Consider the following 25,487-nt stretch of genomic DNA (forward strand, 5'->3'; position numbering starts at 1 on the left):
AAAAAACAGCCCAGACCGAAAACATAATAACAAAAACAGAAAATAATACGCCAATATTAGGATATACATTGACCTTTCGGTTGATTCCGCTTCATAATGCCCTGAATCCGACCTAATGCGGAAACTGTTGTATATGAAGACTCCATTTATAACTCAGCGCCAGTCTTTTCTTGCCCTAGCTTTCTCGCTACGACTGCCCCTGCGCGGCATATAATTTTTCTCCCCCCCACCCCCAACAGAATTCCAAACTTTATTTGAGCGATGCATAGACAGCGGCAAGGCCCCCTGTTTAGCCTCAAAGCAAATAAGGAGAACAAACGAAAATGAGCACTAAAAAAGATAAGTTAGTCATTTTTGATACCACTCTGCGCGATGGCGAGCAGAGTCCTGGCGCCTCTATGACGAGAGAGGAAAAAATTCGCATCGCCCGCATGCTTGAGAGAATGCGTGTCGATGTCATTGAGGCTGGATTCGCGATTGCCAGTCCCGGGGACTTCGAGTCGGTCAAGGCCGTCGCTGAAGCCGTTACCGAATCACGGGTTTGCAGCCTTGCCCGAGCGGTCAATGCCGATATCGTGCGCGCTGGCGAAGCCCTGAAGAATGCCAACGCCTCGCGTATCCACACATTTATTGCCACTTCTCCAATCCATATGAAATACAAGCTGCAAATGGAGCCGGAAGCGGTGTTGCAGCAGGCAGTGAAAGCGGTTCAAACAGCGCGCAACTTTACCGACGATGTGGAATTCTCCCTCGAGGATGGCAGCCGCTCCGAGCCGGAATTTATGTATCGCATCATCGAAGCGGTTATCGCGGCAGGGGCCGGCACTATCAATATTCCCGACACCGTTGGTTACGGAGAGCCGGAAGAATATGGGGCTATGTTCCGCCGCGTTATCGAGAACGTCCCCAACTCTGACAAAGCTATCTTTTCGACCCACTGTCACAACGACCTGGGCCTCGCCGTTGCCAACTCCCTGTCGGCCGTGATGAACGGTGTGCGCCAAGTGGAATGCACCATCAATGGCTTGGGAGAGCGCGCCGGTAATGCCTCCCTGGAAGAAATCGTTATGGCAGTACAAACCCGCCAGGATCTCTACCCGGTAGAAACAGGGCTGGATACCAGCCACATCGTGCCCACTTCGAGAATGGTGTCGTCGATTACCGGCTTCCCGGTACAGCCCAACAAGGCCATTGTCGGCGCTAATGCATTTGCCCATGAGTCCGGTATTCACCAGGACGGTGTTCTGAAGCACCGCGAGACCTACGAAATCATGCGCGCTGAAGATGTAGGCTGGGGTCAAAACCGTCTGGTTCTCGGTAAACACTCCGGCCGGGCTGCCGTCCGCGCCCGCTATGAAGAGCTGGGGGTAGATTTCGCCGATACCGAAGAATTCCAGCAGGTATTTGCCCGCTTTAAAGACCTAGCCGACAAGAAACATGAGATCTTTGACGAAGATCTGCACTCTCTGGTGAGCGGAGGTGAGTCACCGGTGGAGCGATTCCAACTGAGCGACCTGGATGTGCGCACCAAAATCGGCTCAGCCCCCCAGGCCTTTGTCAGCCTCACCATTGACGGAGAACTCCGGCAGACTGAAGCCAGCGGTGGCGGCCCCGTAGATGCCACCTTCAAAGCTATTGAACAGCTGGTAAACAGCGGCGCCGACTTAAAACTTTATTCTGTCAATGCGGTCACCCAAGGAACAGACTCCCAAGGGTCCGTCACAGTGCGCCTGGAAAAAGACGGCCGCCTGGTCAACGGCGTTGGCGCAGATACAGATATCCTGATTGCCTCAGCACAAGCCTACATGGATGCGTTAAACTTGCTCGCCAGCAGTGAGAGTAAGAAACAGGGCGTATAAGTGAACGAGCTTCAGCGAGCGGAATATTTATCAGTACTTGGGGTTCCAAGCTATGTACCCCGATTCGTATTGCCGCTCGCACCCGATCCTCGCCAGGCCGAACTGCCTCCCGCCGAAGAGGCTGCTGGGATTCAGCAGCCTCCGGTTGCAAGTGGAATAGCTCAAAACCCACTGCCCCACTCAGCAGATCAGATAATTACCCAGCCGGTGCAGAATCCGGAGCGCAACGCCCGTGTGCTAGATGAAATAAGCGCTCTCACCGACCAGACAAAACGCCCACAAGAGACGGTGGCAGTGACACCGGCTCCTGTTGCCCCCCCCCAGCAAAGTGTTAAACCTTTTGTTTTGAACTGCTGGCGTATTGGGGAGGAACTCCTGGCCGTGGACAGCCACGAGCCCGGTGCAGCTCTCCCCCTGGAAGCCCTGTTCAACAATATTCTCCGCGCCTTGCACTGGCACCAGCTCCCCCGGCAACAGGAGCGCCTGCAATGGCCTTTAACAGAAAATCGCTTTGGTCCAGCCGAAGACGCCTCACAGGCTCGCGATACATTCTCCAGCTGGTTAGAGGCCTCTTATTCCCGCATGCCGGTTAAATCTATCTGGCTGATGGGTAGTGAGGCTCAAGATTTTTGCACTCCAATCCCTTTGGAGAGCCAGGTTGTCGAATGGCAGAAGGCCCGCTTAATTAGTACGCCCAGCCTCTCGCAACTGCTCCGAGCCCCCGAACTAAAACGCCCCCTGTGGAATCTGTTGCGCACTAGTTATCCGACTGAAACCCGCGCAGAATGACCTATTTAAATTACACTGAGCTACAGTTGCGCCCCGCCATTGCCGACGACTGTGCATCTCTGGCCCAGTTGGCAAAAAGTGCCCACAGTCATCCGTGGAGTGAAGCCCAATACCAGCAGAGTCTCAGCGCCGGCCACCACTGCTGGGTCCTGATCCAAGGCGATGACATTATCGCCTGTTGCGTGATCAGTAGCCTGTTTGACCAGGCAGAAATCCTGGACATTGCCGTATCCCCAGCGCGACGCCGACAGGGCCTCGCCGAGGCACTACTAAACAGCGTGAAAACGGAATTGCCCAGCGAAATTGAGCGAGTTTTGCTCGAGGTGCGGGTATCCAATCTCGCTGCGCGCTCCCTCTATCGCAAACTGGGTTTCTCTGAAGACGGGATACGCAAAAATTATTACCCCGCGCAAAACGGTATGCGCGAGGACGCTGTACTCATGAGTCTCGCTCTGAATGACACTCAGTCGTAGAATGAGCCTCTCATTCGGAATTCCCGCCTTACCGACAAGGCCTTGAACGGCAGGCAGCCACTCCTGCTCTGTAACACTATTCCCGACTTCCCAACCCCCTCGTTGGATTGACAAGAGTTATACATGTCTCTATCAAAAAGCAGCCCATCACTGCTGGAAGGCTCAGTTTCCAGTCACTTACAGAGACTGGCACTCCCCATGGTCTGGGGAATTCTCGCCGCCATGTCCTTTAATATCGCCGATACCTATTTTGTCTCCCAGCTGGGCGATGGCCCCCTGGCGGCGATGAGTTTCACCTTCCCGGTAGTGATGGCCATAAACAGCTTTGCTATCGGCCTCGGCGCAGGTACTTCTTCGGCTGTGGCCCGGGTTTACGGCGCTGGAGATATAAAGAACGTTCGCCGCCTGGTAACTGACGCATCTGTACTGGCACTGCTGATTGCTATTGTGATTACTGCAGCCGGCCTGGCCACCATGCGCCCTCTATTTGAGCTGCTGGGCGCCGGCCCCGATATGCTTCCGCTTATTGCCGATTACATGATCCCCTGGTATCTGGGAACCATCTTTGTCATTGTCCCGACCGTCGCGCTCGCTGCTCTTCGCGCCATTGGTAACAGCGCGGTAACCGGCCGTATTATGGTGGCGGTAGCCCTACTGAACCTGATTCTCGACCCCATTTTGATTTTTGGGCTTTTCGGCTTTCCCCGACTTGAGCTCCAGGGAGCAGCTATCGCTACAATTATCGTGCGCGCCCTGAGTTTTATTGCTGCACTCTACTTCGTCATCAAAAAAGAACACCTAATGACAGCCCCACAATGGCGGCTGAGCGGCCTACTCGAATCCTGGCGCAAAGTGTTAGCTGTCGGGCTTCCCGCTGTACTCACCAATGTCATTATTCCCGTATCGGGAGGTGTTGTCGTTGCACTCGTTGCCGTGCACGGCGAGGATGCCGTCGCGGGCCTGGGAGTCGCACTCCGGGTAGAACCCCTGGCACTCATTGTGTTTTACGCACTTTCCTCTGTGGTCGGCCCCTTTATGGGACAGAATGCCGGGGCGGAAAAAACCGATCGCCTGCGGGAAACCGTGAGCGTACTGGCAAGGTTCTGCCTGGTATTTGGAGCGGGACTGGCGGTGCTTCTCTACTTTGTTGCAGAACCTATCGTAAGTCTGTTCAGTGATTCCACCGAGGTTCTCGCTGTCGCTGTTGCCTACCTGACCCTGGTGCCTCTCAGCTATGCCGGCTACGGCTTTGTGATGTCTGCCAATGCCGCATTCAATGGACTCGGAAAACCGCTGCCTGCAACTGTTATTTCTTTCCTGCGGGTACTGGGCCTCTACCTACCCCTGGCCTGGATTGGAAACAGCCTGTGGGGCATGACCGGTCTGTTTGTCGCCACAGCAGCATCCAACCTGATTCTCGGCTTTGTTTCCTGGTGGTGGCTGCGCCGCGATACGCACCAGCGCACAGCAGAGACAACATCCAGCCCCGAGCTGTCAACCAACTGATCGGTCTGTGGGCCGAACCACTCCTGATTCGGCCCACATCTATCCACCACCCCCAAAAACACAACAAAAGGAAATCAGTGCCTTAACGGGCAGCGTACACATTACTTCCCATTTTTGCCGATAACTTCAAACTCCTCCAAACCCCGGCAGACAGCAGCATAGCCCGCCTTCTTCTTACTGCGAAACATGGATGGTGATTCGATGATGCTTCAGGAGATTTCCCCCCTTCAAACCCGCACCCAATTAATCAACGCACTGACAATACTTCTGTTTTGTACACCTTTAACAGGGTGCGACAATGACGATTCAGATCCACCCCCATCAGATGACGATACTGGCGATGACAGCAGCCCCTGGGTGCTAAATATCGACGATGAACGGGCGCCTTACATCTACGAAAGCAATAGTAATGAGCAGGTCCTGGTCAATGTGCAAAGCATTGAAACCATCACTGTCGACGGCAGGGAATACACTCAAGTCACAGCATCCGGCATCCCGGATTATGAAATTGAAATCACCACCGCTATCTACGACGAGCTAATCAACCGCCCCAAGGCGAGCACCGACTTTGTCTACGGCAGCCCCACGGTACAAATTGGCGATATCGTGAGTTTTGGTCAGGATATCGGCTTTAGCAGCAATCCACATACTTGCTACGCCGAAGCGGGTTTTGGATTCTGGCCGCCGGGCCCTGTCTGCCCAGAAAATGTTTCCCACAACAGCTATTTTCCAACTGAGCCAGAGGTCTCAGAAGAAGCTTGTGAAAGTGGACTCGGACCGCAGGGCTATTGGGTCAACGGCACCTCTATCTACCAGTGGAGCGATGGACAGTCCGTGAATGGTACCTGGCATACTCTGGCACCTGTCGCTGAGATGTATGATGTTGATATCTGCGGTGGACACGCTGCTCGGGGAGACTATCACCACCACTTCTACAGCGATTGCCTGGCCGACTTGGTTGGAGACACTGGAGATAGCCACTCCCCCATCTACGGGTTTACCGCTGATGGCTATCCCATTTATGGCCCTTGGGAGGCCGATGGTGTACTTGCAATAAGTAGTTGGGTCACTAGAGACTATGACGATGCCGACTCTACCAGCGGCTGCGGGATTGCCGGTGAGCGCAGTTGTTTACTGGTAGATGAATACGATTTATCACAAGGAACAAGTTCACTTGCCCAATCCGGCCCCAGTACCAGCGATACATTTACGTCCCTATCAGGCAACCTTTTTCAAACCACCAGCGGTTTTTTTTACGAAGACTATTACTGGGACTCCAATTTGACCAATCAGGAGGGCGCTTATCTGGATCAATACAATGGGCACAGTGACAGCGAGCGTGGTTATCACTACCACCTAACGGTAGAGCTGAATGATGAAGGGCAGCTGACATCATCATTCCCCTACACCTTTGGGCCCCGCTTTTACGGCAAACTCAATGACCAGACAATTGTGAATGTTTGCTCCGATGAAGTCGGCGGAGGTTTTCCCCCTGGCCCACCGCCCATGTAGCTAGGCCAGCAGAAAACAGCTTACCTATATCACCTATAAATCATTGATAAAGCCCCACGCCAGCCTGGAACCGGTTAAAGCTTCCAGACTGGCGACTCTCCCAAATACAGTCTCAGAATCCAGGCCTCTGCTTTCAGTAGCTGGCTTCACTAGATACAGCCAACCAACTACTAGACCTTTTAGTCAAAAAAATATCGAAAGAATAATATTTTATTTAAATTAAATACAAAGAAAGTCATTAACGAGATAAGTAATTTTCCAGCAAATAACTTTTTAACTGTTGATGCCAAAAGAAAAGCTATCCTTTTGAACTTACGCACAAACTAGGCAGAAATAGAGAGCCAATTTAACCCTTTGCAAATTAGGTTAATATTTATCCACATTTTATCCACTTTTATCCGCTAATTTCTGGATTAACCCCCATCTAATTCACGGTGTGCTATGAAATTAACGGAAATTTTTGACACGGATCGAAAGTCCATTTTGCCTTATGTAATATCTCTGATATTGCTTTCAGGCGTACTCCAGGCATGCGGTGGAGGCGGCAGCTCTTCATCTGATTCAGATTCGTCATCTGAAGATACTAGCGACAGCGGCTCAGATTCCGGTGACGATAATGACGATGACGATTCATCAGATGATAGTGACAGCTCAGACTCGAGCACCGATAGCGGGGTTTGGATTCTAAATACTGATGATGAGCGCGCACCCTATATCTATGAAAGTAACAGCAATGAACAAGTACTGGTCAATGTTCAGAGCGTTGAATCTGAAACTGTCGACGGTAAAGAATACACTGTTGTATCAGCAACCGGCATTCCAAATTACACTATCGAAATTACGCAAACTGTTCTCGATGCACTCCTGGAACGCCCAAAAGCATCCTCTGACTTTTTAACCGGCAGCCCCTATGTCAGCGTTGGCGATATTGTCAGTTTTGGGCAGGACATTGGATATAAAAGTAATTCGTCCTGTGGTGCAGAAGCTGGTTATGGCTTTTGGCCACCGGGGCCTGTCTGTCCTGAAAATGTTTCCCATGTTGGCTATTTTCCCGTTGAACCTGAACCTGCAACTGACAGTTGTGAAACTGGTTTAGGGGTACAGGGCTACTGGGTAAATGGAACCTCTATTTATCAATGGAGTGACGGGATGAGTGTTGATAATACATGGCATACACTCGCCCCCCTAGCTGAAGTCTACGACGTTGATATTTGCGGTGGTCACGCGGCAAACGGTGATTATCACCACCATTTTTACAGTGAATGCCTCGCAGAGATGGTCGGCGATATTGGTGACGACCACTCTCCAATCTATGGCTACACGGCCGACGGCTATGCAATTTATGGCCCTTGGGAAAGTGAGGGTGAATTAGCGGAAAGTAGTTGGGCTGTTCGAGATTACGATGATGCCTCATCCGAAAGTGGCTGTGGTGTCGCCGGCGAGCGCAGCTGCTTATTAATCGATGAATATGATATTTCCCAAGGCGTGGAAACTACTTCTAATACTGGCCCAACTACAAGTGATTCATATACCTCCGCCTCCGGAAATGAATTTGAAACAGCTGCTGGTTTTTTCTACGAAGATTATTATTGGGACGAAGAACTTACAGCTCAAGGTGGAGTCTATTTAGATCAGTACAATGGCCATTCGGATGATGAGCGAGGATACCATTATCATCTTACCGTCACTGTCGATAGCGATGGACAATTAATCCCCGCCTTTCCCTTCACTTTTGGACCGCGCTTTTACGGAAAATTGGATGACCAAACTGTTGTCAGCCGATGCTCAACAACCGTGGGGCGGTAACCAATAAAGATAAATTGAGGTAACCTTCTCGTGAAAATTAACGGGTACTTTCTTGCCGGCTCATTAGCCTGGCTAACTGCAGCCAGTGTTGTGGCTCAACCTAATCCCAACTCTGGGCATAACAACGATCAACGTTCGGTTAGGGAAGTACCTGTTCGCAATAGCAATGGAAGAAACTGGCAAAACAACAACTCGATAAATTCAGAAAACACTAGAAATAACACTGCAGATTCCTCCACCGACTCAAGCAGCAATACAGTTGAAGAGGAAAGTCCAACAGATACTACGATAGATAATCCAACAGAAACAACTACCGACGAAACAAGCAATACATCGAATAATAACGAGGACACTTCTTCGGACGTTAACGAAGAGAATTCCGGCTCCTCAGATAATTCGACCATTTCAGGTAACGAGGAAAGCTCGGTAACAGAGAGCTCCGGTACTACCTGGATTATCAATTCAACTAACGAACGCGCCCCCTATATTTACGAAAGTAACAGTAATCAGCAGGTTCTGGTTAATGTGCAAAGTGTTGAATCTGTAACCGTTGCCGGAAAAGAATATACCCGCGTATCTGCTACCGGTATCCCGGACTACCAGATTGAAATAACCCAGGAAATACTAGACGCACTCATCAGCCGTCCAAAAGCCTCTACAGACTTCGTCAATGGCTACCCCTTGGTACAAACTGGTGAGATTGTTAGCTTCGGCCAGGATATCGGCTATCGCAGTAATTCCAGCTGCGGCTCAGAAGCCGGTTATGGCTTCTGGCCCCCAGGTCCCGTGTGCCCCGAAAACGTCGACCATGTAGGCTATATTCCTGCTGAGCCTGAGGCATCCACTGACAGCTGTGAAACTGGGCTCGGTGTACAGGGTTACTGGGTAAATGGAACCTCAATTTACCAGTGGAGTGACGGGCAGTCAGTAAATAACACTTGGCATACCCTGGCTCCCATGGCAGAAGTCTATGACGTAGATATCTGTGGCGGCCATGCAGCTAACGGCGATTACCACCATCACTTTTACAGTAATTGCCTGGCTGAAATTGCCGGGGACACCGCCGATGGCCACTCCCCTATCTACGGTTATACCGCCGATGGCTACGCAATTTACGGTCCATGGGAAAGCACAGGTGTGCTAGCTAAAAGCAGCTGGGCAATACGAGATTACGACGATCCCCGTTCAGACACCGGCTGTGGCGTTGCCGGGCAACGCAGCTGTCTGCTAGTCGATGAATATGATATTGATCGCGGCGTATCCAATACAAATAACACCGGCCCCACTACCAGCGGTAGCTACACCTCTCAATCTGGAAACGAATTTGAAACTCCGGCAGGTTTTTTCTACGAGGATTATTACTGGGATGAAAGCCTGACAGCGCGAGGTGGCGAATACTTGGATCAATACAATGGACACACTGACAGTGAAAGAGGTTATCACTACCACCTGACAGTGACGCAGGATAACAATGGCCAACTAATTCCAGCTTTCCCATTTACCTTCGGCCCGCGCTTTGCCGGCAAGCTGGATGACCAAACTATCGTCAATCGCTGCTCAACCACCGTTGGCCGCTAACTCATATTCAAGCTTGGGAGTAAGAGTTAAATGAAAATGCACAGGTTCTTTATCGCTGGGTCTTTGGCCTGGATTGTTTCAGCCTCTATGACCGCGTATGCGGCACAGCCAAATCCTCACGCGGGCCACAATGGCGATCAGCATCCGGTGATAGAGATACCTCTGCATGTTGCCGCTCCCAGAATCGAACTGGACATGAGCCGCGACGATATGTCCGGCTATAATCTACATATTGACTACGATCGGTTTGAGCTGGAATCCCCTCGCTTTGCCAATGACGATTCTGAGCAGTTTCTGGAGGGGCACGCCCACCTTTACATCAATGGGGAAAAAATCCAACGTCTTTACGGCTCGGATTTACATATTCCCGGAAAATTACTAAAACCCGGTTTTAACCAAGTCACCGTAACTCTCAATGCACACGACCACAGCACCTGGAGCCGCGGTGGAAAGCGAATACTGGCAACCTTATTTGTGCACCTCGATAAGAAAGAGCTTGTATTACACCGCTTTTCAACATCACCTATCGGGGGCAACAAACAAATAGCCAAAGTCAGCCGACCTGATAATTAGATTAAGACCTGGAATTTTTCAAAGAAAGAATTGGAGCTAATACCCAAAAAAATATTTAATTAATAGCCGGCCCACTAATTAAAGGCTACTTAGGCTATTTACAATAAAGCAATAAGATATTTTTGCCTGACTCACGGAGTATCGCTTTTGAACGCAGTGCACAAATCTGAAAAAAATTAAGGCGATAAAGAGGATATAAAATGTAGCTAGCAGGCCATCCACATTTCATTCACTTTTGTGCGCTAGGTTCGGGGAGCAACTCCTCCATATGCCACGGTGTGATATGAAAATAATTAAAATTTTTGACCGGAATGGCCAGCCTACACTCTCTTATACACTAGCGTTGATAATATCTCTCGGAGTTCTTCAGGGATGCGATAGTGGCTCTTCCTCAGATGAGGATGGCGATGACTCTTCTGAGACCTCCTCTGAAGAGTCAGATTCCAGCACTGATTCTGGTGTCTGGATTATGAATACTGATGACGAACGCGCGCCTTACATTTATGAAAGTAACAGCAATGAGCAGGTTCTGGTCAACGTCCAGAGCGTAGCATCAGAAACCGTAGATGGCCGGGAATACACCGTTGTCTCAGCAACCGGTGTTCCCGACTACGAGATTGAAATTACTCAAAGTATTCTAGACGAACTACTTGAACGTCCATTAGCCTCCTCTGATTTCGAAACCGGCAGCCCCACTGTCAGCGTTGGAGATATTGTCAGCTTTGGGCAAGATATTGGCTATACGGGTATTGGCACCTGTGATGTAGATGCCGGCTATGGATTTTGGCCACCAGGGCTCGTTTGCCCAGGGAATGTCTCTCATGTCGGATACATCCCTGTCGAACCCGAGCCCGCAACGGAGGAGTGCGCAACGGGGCTCGGCGTACAGGGCTACTGGGTAAATGGCGTCTCTATTTATGATTGGGGTGATGGTCAATCAGTGGATGGCACCTGGCAAACCCTGGCACCGGTTGCTGAGGTCTACGATGTGGATATCTGTGGTGGACACGCCGCAAACGGAGATTACCACCATCACTTTTATAGCGATTGCCTAGCCGATCTTGTTGGCGATATAGGTGACGACCACTCCCCTATCTACGGCTATACCGCCGATGGCTACGCAATCTATGGCCCCTGGCAGAGTGAAGGAGAACTCGCAGAAAGCAGCTGGGCTGTACGAGATTATGACGACCCCAGCTCCGAGAGCGGTTGCGGCGTAGCAGGCGAGAGAAGCTGTCTCTTGGTGGATGAATACGACCTCTCCCAAGGAGTCGAAACAACATCGAATACCGGCCCCACGACAAGTGGCTCTTATACCTCCCTGTCAGGCAATGAGTTCACTACAGCGGCGGGCTTTTTCTACGAGGACTATTACTGGGACGAAGACCTGACTAATGAAGGCGGAGTATATTTGGACCAGCATAACGGTCACTCAGATGACGAAAGGGGATACCATTACCATCTGACTGTCACTGTCGATGATGATGGTGAGCTTGTCCCCGCCTTCCCATATACTTTTGGCCCCCGCTTTTACGGCAAGCTAGATGATCAAACTATTGTCAATGAGTGCTCAACACAGTAGTTCAGCGGTGCACTAACATTGAAGGCCAAGCCACTTTCCTAATACGCCGGAAATCTCCCTGGAGTCGCAGTAAGTGTAAGCTTTGCGGTCCCTTGTTTTTGCGGGGACCGACACTCCAGGTAATGGAAGTAACTGGAGCAATAGCACCCGATAGACTAAAAGCACTGGTAACCAGAAGTATTCACAACAACAGCAGTTTGAATGAAGTATGTTGCCCCATCGCCAAACCTGGGAGTGAGACAATAATGAAAATTCTTCGAGCCGTTCTAATCGGGTCTTTTATCTGGGGAATGACCAACCTTGCTACAGCACAGCCAGACTCTCACACAGGCCATAACGGCGACCAACACCCAGTAGTCGAGATCCCTTTACACAATGCTGCACCGCGCATCGAACTGGACATTAGTCGCGATAAAATGTCCGGATATAACCTACATATAGACTACGACCGGTTCGAATTAGAATCCCCTCGCCACGCCAATGATGCCTCAAAGCAATATCTGGAAGGTCATGCCCATCTCTATATCAACGGTAAGAAAATACAGCGAATCTATGGTCCAGACTTACACCTTCCCGACAAGCTGTTTAAATCGGGCTTCAACCAAATTACTGTCACTCTTAACGCCCATGACCACAGTACCTGGAGCCGGGGAGGGAAGAGAATTCTTGCAACTCTATTTATCCGGCTCGATAAGCCCGATCTGATATTGCATCGTTTTTCTACATCTCCAATAAAGCCGGGAGTAAGCACAGGCAAACCTGGATAACAATAGAAGTAACTACCAGTAGGGACTCAATCTCTCCTACCGACTCAGGGCATGGAGGCCCCAAGAACAGCTTTGGATAACCAAGCTAAGTATATTGGCACTTAGGGAGCCTCTGAATAACTCCGTGATGCCTCTGGCATGCAGAGCGGTTCACAATCAAGGCGCGGCTTCGCAGGAATGTCTAGACCTTTCAAGAAGTCGCAACGCGGAGTGTGAATCGCTCTGCAAGCCCCGAAGGGCGGGCCTTGAAGGCCGCATCTGCTGCGTTGCAGCTCTTGCAAAGGGCTACGGCCATTCGCGGCGAGCTGCGCCTAACATCTGCAGACTTCAAGACCCGCAGAGGTATTACGGAGTTATTCAGAGGCTCCTTAGCTCGGGCTCTTATCGTGAGACTCTCGGAGTGTTAAAAGATTGCTCTGATATTTACAGTAAGTGTAGGCTTGATCTTCTGAGCCGCGTTTCCTCAGTGGAAACAGAGTAAAATGCACCTGAGCTCACTGTGAACACAGGCTACTGAAATCCAAGCTACCGGCTATGTCGTTAAATATTCGCTATAAACTAAGCCTCGCTTTCTTATTGACTACAGCAATTACTGTTGGCGGAATGTTCGTATTCTTTCAGTGGAGCTTTAAGCATGGCTTTATGACCTATATCCAGTCTCAGGAGCTTCGCGAGGTCGGCGATTTGGTAGATGAGTTACAAGAAATCTACGCCAGCGAAGGGAGCTGGCAATCTATCGACGGCAATAGCAGGCGCTGGCAAAGACTCCACAGACGCGTGATGTCCAGTCACTTTGAGGATATGCCACCCCCACATCGTCCACCTCCGGGTACGAGGGGCCCCCGCCGCCCGCCTGAGCCCCCACCTGAACACGCAGTGGGCAAGTCGCTTAATGCCCGCCTGGTCCTGTTGAACAAAGAGAAAAGACCTCTGATAGGTCGTTATTCAGGATCTGAGAACATGGTAATGCAGCCTCTGGTTGTGGACGGAGAAACCGTTGGTTACCTGGCTATCAATCCACTACCCGTGTTAGATGATGATTTGGCCGTAGGATTTGTTAAAGAGCAATCGCGGACTTTCGCTCTTATCTCTGTTGCCACCTTCATTCTGGCACTGGCCATTGCCATCCCCCTTGCTTGGCAGCTGGTAAGGCCCATCCGTAAGCTGACCGAAGCGACATCCCATCTTACATCCGGCAACTTCAAAACCCGTATTGATATAGAGCAGCGAGATGAGCTGGGCCAATTAAGTGCTGACTTTAATCGGCTCGCCGCAACGCTGGAAGCAAATGAACATGCCCGAAACCGATGGATGGCAGATATTTCGCATGAGCTGCGCACACCTCTCGCAGTATTAAAAGGGCAGATTGAAGCCATTCAAGACGGTATCAGATCAGCCACACCAGAGAACCTGCGCATACTGCACAGCAAAATTCAACAATTGAGCCGCCTGATAGATGATCTCTATGAGTTGTCTCTCTCCGACGCGGGGGCACTAAGTTACTGCAAGTCCGACATCTCCCTGGAAAATATCCTACGAAGTGTTATCGAAGACTTTGAGATTCCATTCGACCAGAAAGGTATTCACTTAAACAGTGACCTTCAACTATCGGAAGATAAGTTAGTCTACGCAGATGAAGCACGCCTCAATCAGTTATTTAGCAACCTGTTAACCAACAGCCTGCGCTACACCGATAGTGGGGGACAACTCAAAGTAACTGCGCGCTGTGAAGCCCGAACAGCCATTATCACTTTCGCCGACTCCGCCCCCGGTGTTGCCAGTGCTGATATACCACACCTGTTCGAGCGCCTGTATAGGGCAGATAGTTCACGCAGCCGGGAAACCGGCGGTGCGGGTTTGGGGCTGTCAATTTGCCAAAATATTGTTACAGCACACGAGGGTAGCATTTCTGCAACTCCGTCCACTATGGGCGGCCTTGAAATAAGTATTTTTTTACCCCTAAGCCAAAGGATTAAATGGTAGGAAGTTATGAGCGCCAAAATATTAATAGTCGAAGATGAAACCGAACTTGCGCACCTACTACTGGATTATCTTCATGCCGCCGACTATCAAGCCGAGATCATTTCTGATGGTAACCAGGTTGTCCCCAAAGTGGAAACTATGAAACCGGATTTGATCCTTCTCGACCTGATGCTACCCGGGCGGCATGGGATGGAGATTTGCGAAGAGATTCGCCAAAAAGGCAACGACGTTCCAATTATTATAATGACTGCGCAAATTGAAGAACCCGATCGTTTACGCGGCCTGGAATCCGGTGCCGACGACTATGTTTGTAAACCCTACAGCCCCAGGGAACTCGTCGCACGGGTGAAAGCGGTGTTGCGCCGTCGACCACAAAAGGGCGAAGTCGGAAATGGTGGCATCGAACTAGATAGAAATACCGGGCAACTGCGAATCGGAGGTAAAGACGCCAATCTTACTGCGCTGGAGTTCCACCTATTTGACCTACTTTACAGTGAGCCCGGTCGAATTTTTTCCCGCGAACAAATCATGGACCGTATCTATTCCGACTACCGCGTAATCAGCGACCGAACTATTGATAGCCACATCAAAAAAGTGCGCAAGAAAATATCAGTGCTTATGCCTGAAAAAGAGCTAATTCACTCTGTGTACGGTGCTGGCTATAAGTTTGAGATAAATTAATTATGCCTGGGGGCACGCAGCCCCCAGATTCACACTACAAAGCTTCAGTAGCCAATTTTAACCATTCAGCAGTTTTTTCAGTAACCAGCGGGGTAATCACATCTCGCACCCTCTGGTGGTAGCGATTCAGCCATTCCCGTTCAGTCTCAGTGAGTAGTGCCACGTCAATCAAATTACGATCGATCGGAGCTAACGTAAGTTCTTCAAATTCTAGAAAATCTGGATAATTTTCGCTCTTTTTCACAAACACCAAATTTTCAATACGGATGCCGTACTGCCCAGTGAGATAAAACCCCGGTTCGTTGGAAACGATCATCCCCGGCTGAAGAGCAACACCTGTTACAGCCTTACCTATCCGCTGTGGCCCCTCGTGAACACTTAAGAAACTACCAACACCGTGACCGGTACCATGGGCATAATCCAGCCCTACCTCCCACAGCGAACGGCGTGCAAGCGCATCAATTTGCTCTCCACAAGTCCCCCTGGGGAATCGCAAAGTCGCAATTGCAATATGTCCCTTTAAAACCCGGGTAAAGTTTTCTTTTGCCGAGGGCGGGAACTCACCCAGAGCAACAGTTCGGGTAATATCGGTGGTGCCATCTGGATATTGGCCACCAGAATCGCACAGATATACCCCTTCTGGCTTCATAGCCAAACTGGATTCAGGGCTCACCCGATAGTGAACAATGGCCCCATTCGGACCATAGCCGGAAATTGTCTCAAAACTGTTGCCCTGAAAGCCTTCGCGAGCCTCTCTTTTACTTCGTAAAAGCTTTACTGCGGACAATTCGTCAAAATGGCCTGTGGCAACCTGTTCAGGTATTTCCGCCAGGAATTCACACACCGCAGCACCATCCCTTTCGTGTGCAGCCTGGCTCCCTGCCAGTTCAATCGCATTCTTACAGGCCTTGGCTTCAGTGACCGGGTCACCTTCCAGCATTAGTTCAATATCCAGTGCCCGCAATTGCTGTAAAGTCCAACTGTTGCTAATCAGGGGATCTATCCATATTTTATTGACGTGACGGCGCTTAATATTTTCAAATAATTCCCCTTTGGCCACGACTAGACTTACATCTTTATCCAAGTGCTCAATCAACGCATCCCCTACAGCGCCCTCCCCCAAATAAAGAGTTGCACTGCCATCCCGATAAAGGACTGCATTGGCCAAGGCCACTGGTAAGTGCGGAATATCCTCTCCACGGATATTAAAAAGCCAAGCACAGCTTTCAGGATTTGGTAGCCATAAAGCATCGGCTCGTTTTTCTGCAAGACGTCGGGCAATCCTCTGCCGTTTCTCTTTGGAATGCTCACCAGTAAAGATGAAGGGGTGTGGGCGCGCAGGCCCACAGGGAGATGCGGGGCGGTCATTCCAGATGGCATCAATCGGGCTCTGTTCCATCGGCTGTAGTTGGATATCCCTTTCAGCCAATCGCTTCTTGATCAAGGCCAATCCCGGCTCCGTGTGCAGTCGCGGGTCATACCCCAGACACTGACCGGCATCCAGCTGACTACATAGCCACTCAATGATCGCGACTTGACTGAGGCTCATTAACTCAATGGGTTGATCACCGAGTTGTTGCTGCGCCTGCAAGGTATAGCGACCATCAACAAATAGTGCCGCTTCTCGACTGCCTACCGCAGCCATTCCTGCGGAACCAGTGAAACCTGTCAGCCAGGGCAGTCGCTCATCTGCCGCAGGCACACTTTCATTTTGGTACTCATCAGCCCGGGGTACCAAGAAAGCATCGACACCCTGCCGCTGCAACTCTTCCCGCAATGCCTGTAAACGCTCCCGGCTCATAACCTCTCCCCTTCAATAACTGAGTTTGCCACTGCACTGCTAAAAGCCCCTCGATGACTGTTGGCCACAACAGAGTACAGTGTTAATCCAAATGGATTTGAGCAAATTGTCCAGGTGTGCCAGTCCCGCTGGCAACTCAGCCCATTGACATGACCCCATTCGCCGAGCTGGTAAACTGACAAGTCTAATTTCGCAGTATACCCCACCCTCGGAGCAACGCCTGCGTGTATAATACGCCCCTATTTTTTTCGAATATCCAGTGATCGAATCTTAAAGTATGGGTCAAAGTTCTTCCCTGGCAGGCTTTGCCGGCCGCCGCACCTTCGCCATTATTTCCCACCCGGACGCCGGTAAAACAACCGTGACCGAAAAGCTTCTTTTGTTCGGGAATGCAATCCAGCAAGCGGGCTCCGTTAAGGGGAAAAAAGGTCCCCACGCACGCTCTGATTGGATGACGATGGAACAGGAACGCGGTATTTCTGTTACCTCTTCCGTTATGCAGTTCCCCTACAAAGAGAGGACTGTAAACCTACTGGATACACCGGGACACGAAGACTTCTCTGAAGATACCTACCGGGTACTCACCGCCGTCGACTCCGCACTGATGGTGATTGACGGGGCCAAAGGTGTGGAAGACCGCACCATCAAGTTGATGAATGTGTGCCGCTTGCGAACAACGCCGATTCTCTCATTTATCAACAAACTCGACCGGGATATTCGCGACCCGATCGAGGTAATGGATGAGATTGAAGAAGTTCTGAATATCCAGGCTGCCCCTATCAATTGGCCTTTGAGTTCAGGAAAAGGTTTCAAGGGGGTCTATAACCTCTACACCGATACCATCCATGTATTCTCCCAGGGTCAGGGCCACAGAATTCCCGATGATATTCAAATTAAGGGTCTGGACTCCGCTGAGGCTGACGCACTACTTGGCGAGTACGCCGAGGATATTCGGGAAGAGATTGAATTGGTTCGTGGAGCCACTCATGAGTTTGACCAGGAAGCTTATCTTGCCGGTGAACTGACCCCGGTATTTTTCGGTACGGCCTTGGGTAACTTTGGCGTAAGGGAAATGCTCGATGGTTTCGTTGAATGGGCGCCCTCACCCCAATCCCGGGAAACCAAAGAGAGAAAAGTAGAGCCCAGCGAAGATAAATTCTCCGGCTTTGTTTTTAAAATCCAAGCGAATATGGACCCCAAACACCGCGATAGAATTGCCTTTATGCGTGTCTGCTCCGGCACCTACAATCGCGGTATGAAAATGAAGCATGTGCGCATTGGCAAGGATGTAAAAATTGCTGATGCGGTGACATTTATGGCTGGCGACCGAACCCACGTAGAAGAGGCCATTGCCGGCGATATTATTGGTTTGCACAACCACGGTACTATCCAGATCGGCGATACCTTTACCGAAGGCGAAGCACTGAAGTTTACCGGCATTCCCAATTTCGCCCCGGAGCTGTTCCGTCGCATACGTTTAAAAGACCCTCTCAAATTAAAGCAATTACAAAAAGGGCTTCAGCAGCTTTCTGAAGAGGGGTCCACCCAGGTATTTTTCCCGCTGGATAACAACGACATTATCGTGGGCGCAGTTGGTGTACTACAGTTCGAAGTAGTCGCTTACCGATTAAAAGACGAATACAAAGTTGAAGCCATCTACGAAAACGTCAACGTGAACACTGCGCGCTGGGTAGATAGTGAAAGTGCCAAAGAACTAGAGAATTTCAAGCGCAAGGCCAGTACCAACCTGGCACTCGATGGCAGCGGACACCTGACCTACCTGGCACCGACGCGCGTTAATTTACAATTGGCTGAAGAGCGCTATCCGGAAGTTCGCTTTTATGCCACGCGGGAACACTAAAGCAGCAAGGCTAAGTACCTTTGTTGAAACCTTAGTGTGACAGCAGTAAGAAAGAGGCAAATAATGAGTCAGTTTGTAGAAATACCTACTGAAGTACCTAATGAAGTACCTCGGCTGGGCAATCGCATCACCAAAGCTATTGGCAAGTTGATAATCAAGATGCTCGGCTGGCGAATGGATGGGGAAATCCCTCCAGAAAGAAAAGTCATGGTGGCTTTGGCTCCCCACACATCCAATTGGGATTTTGTGGTTGCCATGCCATTTATTATGGCATTGGGTATTAAAATTTCCTGGCTCATGAAAAAGGAAGCTTTTTTCTTCCCGTTTAAAGGACTATTTATGTGGCTTGGAGGTGTTCCTACCGATAGGCGCGCCGCAGGTAATATCGCTCTACAAGTTGCATCGAGTTACCGGGAAAATGAAAAAATGTGGGTGGGGATTACTCCCGAGGGGACCCGCAAAAAAGTAGGGCGCTGGAAGAACGGTTTTTTAAGGATTTCCTATACCGCTCAAGTTCCTATTTTGCTTGTTGCCTGGGACTTTCCCAATAAGCGTATTTGCATTGACTCCCTGTACCAGCCTATCGGTGATCTGGAACAGGATATGGCAGAGATCCAAAAGCGCTTTAGCAAGTATCAGGGGTATTACCACGATAATGAAAGTACTCTTGAAAAGGGGTAATCAGTCCACTCGTGATACAGTTAAGTAGTGAGCTTTCTACTTATACCTACCTGATACTGACAGTAATCGCCTTTACCGCAGGCTTTGTCAGTGCGATCGCCGGGGGAGGGGGAATAATCACCCTCCCCGCTTTACTCTGGGCCGGCATTCCCCCACTCGATGCTCTCGGTACCAATAAGTTTCAAAGCGTCTTTGGCACCCTATCATCCACCATTAACTTCCTGCAAAAAGGCCAGTTGAATTTACGCCCCCTCTGGCCAGGACTACTTGCTGCAATTATCGGTTCCTGCCTAGGCACCTTAACAGTCGCTTCACTTGGGGAGGCCGGCCTCAATACCTTACTTCCCATCCTGCTCATTGCTATTGCCCTCTACTTTATTCTGTCCCCCCGCATTTCCGACATTGATTCAAAACCCAGAATCAATAACGTTACTTTTAATCTAGCTGTCGGCGGTGGGCTCGGCTTTTACGGGGGCTTCTTTGGCCCTGGGATGGGGTCTATCTGTGCAGCCGCCTTCGCAGCGCTACTCGGCTACAATATGCGTGCGGCTACGGCATCAACAAAACCTATTGTGCTCGCTACCAATGTGACCTCTATGCTAATTTTTATCGCTGGAGGCCATATTTTTTTATTGCTCGCTATCGCTATGTCTTTTGCCCAGGTTGTAGGAGCTCGTCTCGGCTCCAACCTCGTGATTGCAAGAGGTGCCAGTATTATCAAACCGGTAATCATTATTGCCACCATTGCTGTGGCAATAAAACTATTAGTGGAGGATTGATATCGTGACCTGGCTGGCAACGCTTGTTCTTTCTTTCATTGCCTTCGTTATTGTGGTCTGGGTTCTTATGCACCTGCGCAGACCCAGATTTCGAATGGACCGGGGCAGTTTTGTTAAGGGCCTTGAAGATGTAATCACCGGGCAAGCCAGCGATACTGAATGGCGAGCACTCCTCGCCTGCCCAATGCGACACGACCCAAAACTTGAAGAGATGCGACAACGTTGCCTCAGTATTGAAGACAGCGAATATACTGGCGAGCTGCCCTACTTATTTACAGAGAAGGGGCTGCATAAGTTACGTGAAATTCGCGAGCAACTGGTCGCGGCCTCATCAAATAACGAGCCAAAAGCTTAAGACCGAAGAGTATTAACAAAGGATAGACCGATGTTGAAACCACTGCTTTCCCTTACCGGGGGACTGATCACTACCATGGCACTGGGAATAGCCCAGGCAGCTCCTCTGTCACAGGAAGATGTATCTGTGGCGGAAGTATTACGTGACCGGGCACTGGAAAGCTCCGACGCCTACAGTATTGTAGAGTCTTTGACCGTCGAGGTTGGACCACGACGGACAGGCACTGAGGGCGATGAAAGAGCCGTTGCCTGGGCACAAGACAAAATGAAGGTATTTGGCTTTGATCGCGTCTATACCGAGCAAATTGAGGTGCCCCGCTGGATACGTGGCCATGCTCACGCCGAAGTCATATCACCTTTCCCCCAGCCACTAGTTGTCTCCTCCCTCGGCTATGGCGCCGCCACTCCTGAGGGAGGGTTAACAGCGGAAATTATCGAGTTTCCCGATGTGCAGGCACTGTTGAAGGCCCCGGCCAGCCAAGTGAAAGGTAAAATCGCTTTTATCAATAAGCGTATGGAGAGAGCGCGCACGGGAGAAGGCTACGGTCCTGCTGCGCAAGGTCGCAAGTTGGGAATGCGCGCTGCCGCTGAAAAAGGGGCTGTTGCCATGCTGTTGCGCTCCGTAGGAACCGACTCAGACCGATTTGCCCACACCGGTATGATGTCGGTTGACGATGTAGAGAGCCCAGTTCCCGCACTCGCACTTTCCGCTCCTGATGCAAACCTGCTCGAGGCTATGCTCCAACGCGGCAAGCCAGTCCAGGTAAAACTTGATGTTGAAACTGAGCGACTGAGTGACGGCCCCTCTTTTAATGTCATTGGTGAAATTACTGGCCGTGAGAAACCTGAAGAAGTCATGATTATCGGTGCACACCTGGATTCCTGGGATGAAGGCACTGGGGCCTTGGACGATGGAGCTGGGGTTGCCATTGTTATGGAAACTGCACGTCTAATTGCTGAGCTGCCACAGCGCCCCCGTCGTACATTACGAGTCGTGCTGTTTGGTGCAGAGGAAATTGGTCTGGTAGGTGCTAAGCAATATGTTGAGGCGCACGTAAAAGAGCTGGACAATATTATTGCCGTTTCCGAGTCAGACTTTGGAGCAGGGAAAATCTGGCGTTTCGATACCCGCCTCCCTGAGAGCAAATTTGATATTGCAGATCAAATGATGCAACTCCTCGCCCCCCTGGGTATTGAGCGCGGAAATAATGAATCTTATGGTGGCCCAGACAGCAGTGTGTTTGTTGCGCGCGGTGTGCCAGCCTTTGGTCTATACCAGGACGGTACCGACTACTTCGATTATCACCACACACCCAACGATACCCTGGATAAAGTCGACCCTGAGAATCTTCGCCAGAATGTAGCGGCCTGGGTTGTAATGTCTTTCCTGACCACCGAGATGGAAGGAGACCTGGGACGAGTACCTACTGCCTCTGAATAAATAAGAGATACAGACGACATTTTTAAAGCCCCACTTTGTGGGGCTTTTTTTATCCCCAAATTTTTCTTCTCTCACATACCGGCGTACCAATCAGCCACAGTAATCCACAGATTTATCGCTCATAACACTGTTAATAACTGATGTCCGTTTTATGGCGCCTTTGTTACCAACAGAAACCATGGATAGAGCTGTGTATAACTCCGGGATATCCCCGGCCAGCCCCGTGGTTGCTTGGCTCTATTGAAGGCGGGTAAAAAAGCAGCACTTTTTGCGCGGATTTCCACAGCCAGGTGTTACTAACAGAAAGTCTGGATAGAGTTGTGCATAACTTTAATAAACGGGCTACAGGCCCCGTGGTTACAGGGGATTACTGCAGAGACTAAAAAATCACCGATATTTTTACCGGCTAAATTTAATTTTTGGCGGGAGTGGTATGGGTACTTTTCTGGTATTTGCGCGGGTTATTTTTGTTGGATTATTTTTTGAGTGAACGCAAAGGCGCTTGGAGAGAAGATCGGTAAAAACCTATTTTTATAGGCTTTTTAGGCGAGCGTCTATTTAAGGTGCTCAGGTAGTTTTAGGCTTTTCTTTTTTTAATTACTGACTGATTTTTTAAATAGAAAGTTGAGCATTAAATTTTTTCAGAGCTATTTTTATCTTTTTCTATTTAATTTCTGCCAAGTAATTTCTGCTTTCTCTTTCTTAGCTTTTTTGTTTTTTGTGTTTTGTTTTTTAAAATATTTTTCAGCCATAAAAAAAGGGCCACCCTGTTGGGTGGCCCTTTCGGATTAGAAGCCTGACGATGACCTACTCTCACATGGGGAAGCCCCACACTACCATCGGCGATGTTGCGTTTCACTTCTGAGTTCGGCAAGGGATCAGGTGGTTCCACAACTCTATTGTCGTCAGGCAAACTGGCTTGGGTTGGCATTGGTCTTATAAGCAATGTGCTTGGCCTGCCGCGTTATCGCTGTTTGCCTCGGTCATGTTATTGACCGGCGATAACCCCAAATAAGTCGGTAAAACAATCTGTAGTAATACACCGCAAGGGATCGTATGTCTCTAACTCACAATCCGCTAGCTTAGCTAGTCGTTAGTAACCATCTCTGTTGTATGGTCAAGCCGCACGGGCAATTAGTACTGGTTAGCTCAACGCCTCACAACGCTTCCACACCCAGCCTATCAACGTGGTAGTCTTCCACGGCCCTTCAGGAGGCTCAAGGCCTCAGGGAGATCTTATCTTGAAGGAGGCTTCCCGCTTAGATGCTTTCAGCGGTTATCCCGTCCGAACATAGCTACCCGGCAATGCCACTGGCGTGACAACCGGAACACCAGAGGTTCGTTCACTCCGGTCCTCTCGTACTAGGAGCAACTCTTCTCAAATCTCCAACGCCCACGGCAGATAGGGACCGAACTGTCTCACGACGTTCTAAACCCAGCTCGCGTACCACTTTAAATGGCGAACAGCCATACCCTTGGGACCGGCTTCAGCCCCAGGATGTGATGAGCCGACATCGAGGTGCCAAACACCGCCGTCGATGTGAACTCTTGGGCGGTATCAGCCTGTTATCCCCGGAGTACCTTTTATCCGTTGAGCGATGGCCCTTCCATACAGAACCACCGGATCACTATGACCTACTTTCGTACCTGCTCGACATGTCTGTCTCGCAGTCAAGCGCACTTATACCATTATGCTCATTGCATGATTTCCGACCATGCTGAGTGCACCTTCGTACTCCTCCGTTACTCTTTGGGAGGAGACCGCCCCAGTCAAACTACCCACCATACACTGTCCTCGATCCGGATAACGGACCAGAGTTAGAACCTCAAACATACCAGGGTGGTATTTCAAGGACGGCTCCACAACAACTAGCGTCGCTGCTTCAAAGCCTCCCACCTATCCTACACAAATAGGCTCAAAGTTCAGTGCAAAGCTGTAGTAAAGGTTCACGGGGTCTTTCCGTCTAGCCGCGGGTACACTGCATCTTAACAGCGATTTCAATTTCACTGAGTCTCTGGTGGAGACAGCGTGGCCATCGTTACGCCATTCGTGCAGGTCGGAACTTACCCGACAAGGAATTTCGCTACCTTAGGACCGTTATAGTTACGGCCGCCGTTTACCGGGGCTTCGATCAAGAGCTTCGCCGAAGCTAACCCCATCAATTAACCTTCCGGCACCGGGCAGGCGTCACACCCTATACGTCCTCTTACGAGTTTGCAGAGTGCTATGTTTTTAATAAACAGTCGCAGCCACCTGGTCACTTCGACCGGCCTCAGCTTAGGGAGCAAGTCCCATCACCAAAACCGGCGTACCTTCTCCCGAAGTTACGGTACCATTTTGCCTAGTTCCTTCACCAGAGTTCTCTCAAGCGCCTTGGTATTCTCTACCTGACCACCTGTGTCGGTTTAGAGTACGATTCACTATTACCTGAAGCTTAGAAGTTTTTCCTGGAAGCAGGGCATCAACCACTTCACCCACTAAGTGGGCTTCGTCATCAGTTCTCAGCCTTAGGGACCCGGATTTGCCTAAGTCCCCAGCCTACAACCTTAAACATGGACAACCAATCGCCATGCCGGCCTAGCCTTCTCCGTCACTCCGTCGCAGTAATAGCGAGTACAGGAATATTAACCTGTTTCCCATCGACTACGGCTTTCGCCCTCGCCTTAGGGGTCGACTAACCCTGTCCCGATTAGCGTTGGACAGGAACCCTTGGTCTTCCGGCGGGGAGGTTTTTCACCTCCCTTATCGTTACTCATGTCAGCATTCGCACTTGTGATACCTCCAGCAGACCTCCCGATCCACCTTCAACGGCTTACACAACGCTCCTCTACCATGCTCCTAAGAGCATCCGCAGCTTCGGTTATCAGTTTGAGCCCCGGTATATCTTCCGCGCAGGCCGACTCGACTAGTGAGCTATTACGCTTTCTTTAAAGGATGGCTGCTTCTAAGCCAACCTCCTAGCTGTCTGGGCCTTCCCACATCGTTTCCCACTTAACTGATATTTGGGACCTTAGCTGGCGGTCTGGGTTGTTTCCCTTTCCACGACGGACGTTAGCACCCGCCGTGTGTCTCCCGCGATTGCACTCCTCGGTATTCGGAGTTTGCATGGGGTTGGTAAGTCGGGATGACCCCCTAGCCCAAACAGTGCTCTACCCCCGAGGGTGAGACGCGAGGCGCTACCTAAATAGCTTTCGAGGAGAACCAGCTATCTCCCGGCTTGATTAGCCTTTCACTCCGATCCACAGGTCATCCCCTAATTTTTCAACATTAGTGGGTTCGGTCCTCCAGTTGATGTTACTCAACCTTCAACCTGCCCATGGATAGATCGCCGGGTTTCGGGTCTATTGCCTGCAACTAAACGCCCTATTAAGACTCGATTTCTCTACGGCTCCCCTAAGCGGTTAACCTTGCTACAGACAATAAGTCGCTGACCCATTATACAAAAGGTACGCAGTCACCC

18 protein-coding genes and 2 rRNA genes (1 of these 20 running past the window's edge) are annotated in these 25,487 nt (G+C 50.3%); 17 read left to right on the forward strand and 3 right to left on the reverse strand.

Annotated features, from left to right (window positions below; genetic code table 11):
* Nucleotides 1-323 precede the first annotated feature (323 nt).
* The 12 genes from ACYX4J_RS18480 to ACYX4J_RS18535 all read left to right on the forward strand — a co-directional run bounded on the left by ACYX4J_RS18480 (nucleotide 324) and on the right by ACYX4J_RS18535 (nucleotide 15,109).
* Nucleotides 324-1,859, forward strand: a complete 1,536-nt coding sequence (locus ACYX4J_RS18480) for a 2-isopropylmalate synthase (RefSeq protein WP_444906436.1) — start codon at nucleotides 324-326, stop codon at nucleotides 1,857-1,859.
* Nucleotides 1,860-2,648 carry a uracil-DNA glycosylase family protein gene (locus ACYX4J_RS18485; RefSeq protein ID WP_476177276.1) on the forward strand — a complete coding sequence of 263 codons (789 nt, stop codon included), beginning with the start codon at nucleotides 1,860-1,862 and terminating at the stop codon, nucleotides 2,646-2,648.
* Entirely contained in the window at nucleotides 2,645-3,121 is a 477-nt protein-coding gene (rimI, locus tag ACYX4J_RS18490; RefSeq protein WP_476177277.1) for a ribosomal protein S18-alanine N-acetyltransferase, read from the forward strand. The genes ACYX4J_RS18485 and rimI overlap by 4 nt, the downstream gene beginning before the upstream one ends.
* Before the next feature lie 123 nt (nucleotides 3,122-3,244).
* Nucleotides 3,245-4,627, forward strand: coding sequence for an MATE family efflux transporter (locus ACYX4J_RS18495; RefSeq protein WP_476177278.1), 1,383 nt, complete (start codon nucleotides 3,245-3,247; stop codon nucleotides 4,625-4,627).
* Between the two features lie 201 nt (nucleotides 4,628-4,828).
* A complete protein-coding gene (locus ACYX4J_RS18500; protein ID WP_476177279.1) occupies nucleotides 4,829-6,139 on the forward strand; it encodes a YHYH protein in 1,311 nt (436 codons plus the stop codon).
* Nucleotides 6,140-6,580: 441 nt separating this feature from the next.
* Nucleotides 6,581-7,945, forward strand: a complete 1,365-nt coding sequence (locus ACYX4J_RS18505) for a YHYH protein (RefSeq protein ID WP_444934852.1) — start codon at nucleotides 6,581-6,583, stop codon at nucleotides 7,943-7,945.
* Between the two features lie 30 nt (nucleotides 7,946-7,975).
* Nucleotides 7,976-9,523 (forward strand): YHYH protein, encoded by a 1,548-nt coding sequence (locus ACYX4J_RS18510; protein ID WP_444934851.1) that lies wholly within the window; start codon nucleotides 7,976-7,978, stop codon nucleotides 9,521-9,523.
* Nucleotides 9,524-9,553: 30 nt separating this feature from the next.
* Nucleotides 9,554-10,096: a hypothetical protein gene (locus tag ACYX4J_RS18515; RefSeq protein WP_444895231.1), complete on the forward strand. Its 543-nt coding sequence runs from the start codon at nucleotides 9,554-9,556 to the stop codon at nucleotides 10,094-10,096.
* Between the two features lie 283 nt (nucleotides 10,097-10,379).
* Nucleotides 10,380-11,678: a YHYH protein gene (locus ACYX4J_RS18520; protein ID WP_476177280.1), complete on the forward strand. Its 1,299-nt coding sequence runs from the start codon at nucleotides 10,380-10,382 to the stop codon at nucleotides 11,676-11,678.
* A 245-nt stretch (nucleotides 11,679-11,923) separates the two neighbouring features.
* Nucleotides 11,924-12,445 carry a hypothetical protein gene (locus ACYX4J_RS18525; protein WP_444926642.1) on the forward strand — a complete coding sequence of 174 codons (522 nt, stop codon included), beginning with the start codon at nucleotides 11,924-11,926 and terminating at the stop codon, nucleotides 12,443-12,445.
* Nucleotides 12,446-12,979: 534 nt separating this feature from the next.
* Entirely contained in the window at nucleotides 12,980-14,428 is a 1,449-nt protein-coding gene (locus tag ACYX4J_RS18530; RefSeq protein WP_444926641.1) for an ATP-binding protein, read from the forward strand.
* A gap of 6 nt (nucleotides 14,429-14,434) precedes the next feature.
* Nucleotides 14,435-15,109, forward strand: coding sequence for a response regulator (locus tag ACYX4J_RS18535; RefSeq protein ID WP_444895235.1), 675 nt, complete (start codon nucleotides 14,435-14,437; stop codon nucleotides 15,107-15,109).
* A 34-nt stretch (nucleotides 15,110-15,143) separates the two neighbouring features.
* On the opposite strand, the gene ACYX4J_RS18540 is transcribed toward ACYX4J_RS18535, so the two are convergent.
* On the reverse strand, nucleotides 15,144-16,910 hold the full coding sequence (locus ACYX4J_RS18540; protein WP_476177281.1) for an aminopeptidase P family protein: 1,767 nt from the start codon (nucleotides 16,908-16,910) through the stop codon (nucleotides 15,144-15,146).
* 277 nt (nucleotides 16,911-17,187) lie between these two features.
* On the opposite strand from ACYX4J_RS18540, the gene ACYX4J_RS18545 reads away from it, so the two are divergent.
* From ACYX4J_RS18545 to ACYX4J_RS18565, 5 genes are all read left to right on the forward strand, one after another.
* The gene (locus ACYX4J_RS18545) at nucleotides 17,188-18,771 is read left to right on the forward strand and encodes a peptide chain release factor 3 (protein WP_413664332.1); all 1,584 of its coding nucleotides are present in this window, start codon (nucleotides 17,188-17,190) and stop codon (nucleotides 18,769-18,771) included.
* 63 nt (nucleotides 18,772-18,834) lie between these two features.
* Entirely contained in the window at nucleotides 18,835-19,452 is a 618-nt protein-coding gene (locus ACYX4J_RS18550; RefSeq protein ID WP_413664331.1) for a 1-acyl-sn-glycerol-3-phosphate acyltransferase, read from the forward strand.
* An 11-nt stretch (nucleotides 19,453-19,463) separates the two neighbouring features.
* The gene (locus ACYX4J_RS18555) at nucleotides 19,464-20,231 is read left to right on the forward strand and encodes a TSUP family transporter (protein WP_476177282.1); all 768 of its coding nucleotides are present in this window, start codon (nucleotides 19,464-19,466) and stop codon (nucleotides 20,229-20,231) included.
* A gap of 4 nt (nucleotides 20,232-20,235) precedes the next feature.
* A complete protein-coding gene (locus tag ACYX4J_RS18560) occupies nucleotides 20,236-20,586 on the forward strand; it encodes a hypothetical protein (protein ID WP_476177283.1) in 351 nt (116 codons plus the stop codon).
* Nucleotides 20,587-20,616: 30 nt separating this feature from the next.
* Complete coding sequence (locus ACYX4J_RS18565; RefSeq protein WP_476177284.1) at nucleotides 20,617-22,026, forward strand: M20/M25/M40 family metallo-hydrolase; 1,410 nt, start codon at nucleotides 20,617-20,619, stop codon at nucleotides 22,024-22,026.
* A 794-nt stretch (nucleotides 22,027-22,820) separates the two neighbouring features.
* On the opposite strand, the gene rrf is transcribed toward ACYX4J_RS18565, so the two are convergent.
* Together rrf and ACYX4J_RS18575 are read right to left on the reverse strand one after the other, a co-directional pair.
* Nucleotides 22,821-22,936: ribosomal RNA gene (gene rrf / locus ACYX4J_RS18570) — 5S ribosomal RNA — on the reverse strand.
* Between the two features lie 203 nt (nucleotides 22,937-23,139).
* Nucleotides 23,140-25,487, reverse strand: a 23S ribosomal RNA gene (locus ACYX4J_RS18575); it runs 534 nt beyond the window's last position.

The organism is Microbulbifer sp. ABM4_008 (assembly GCF_056311705.1).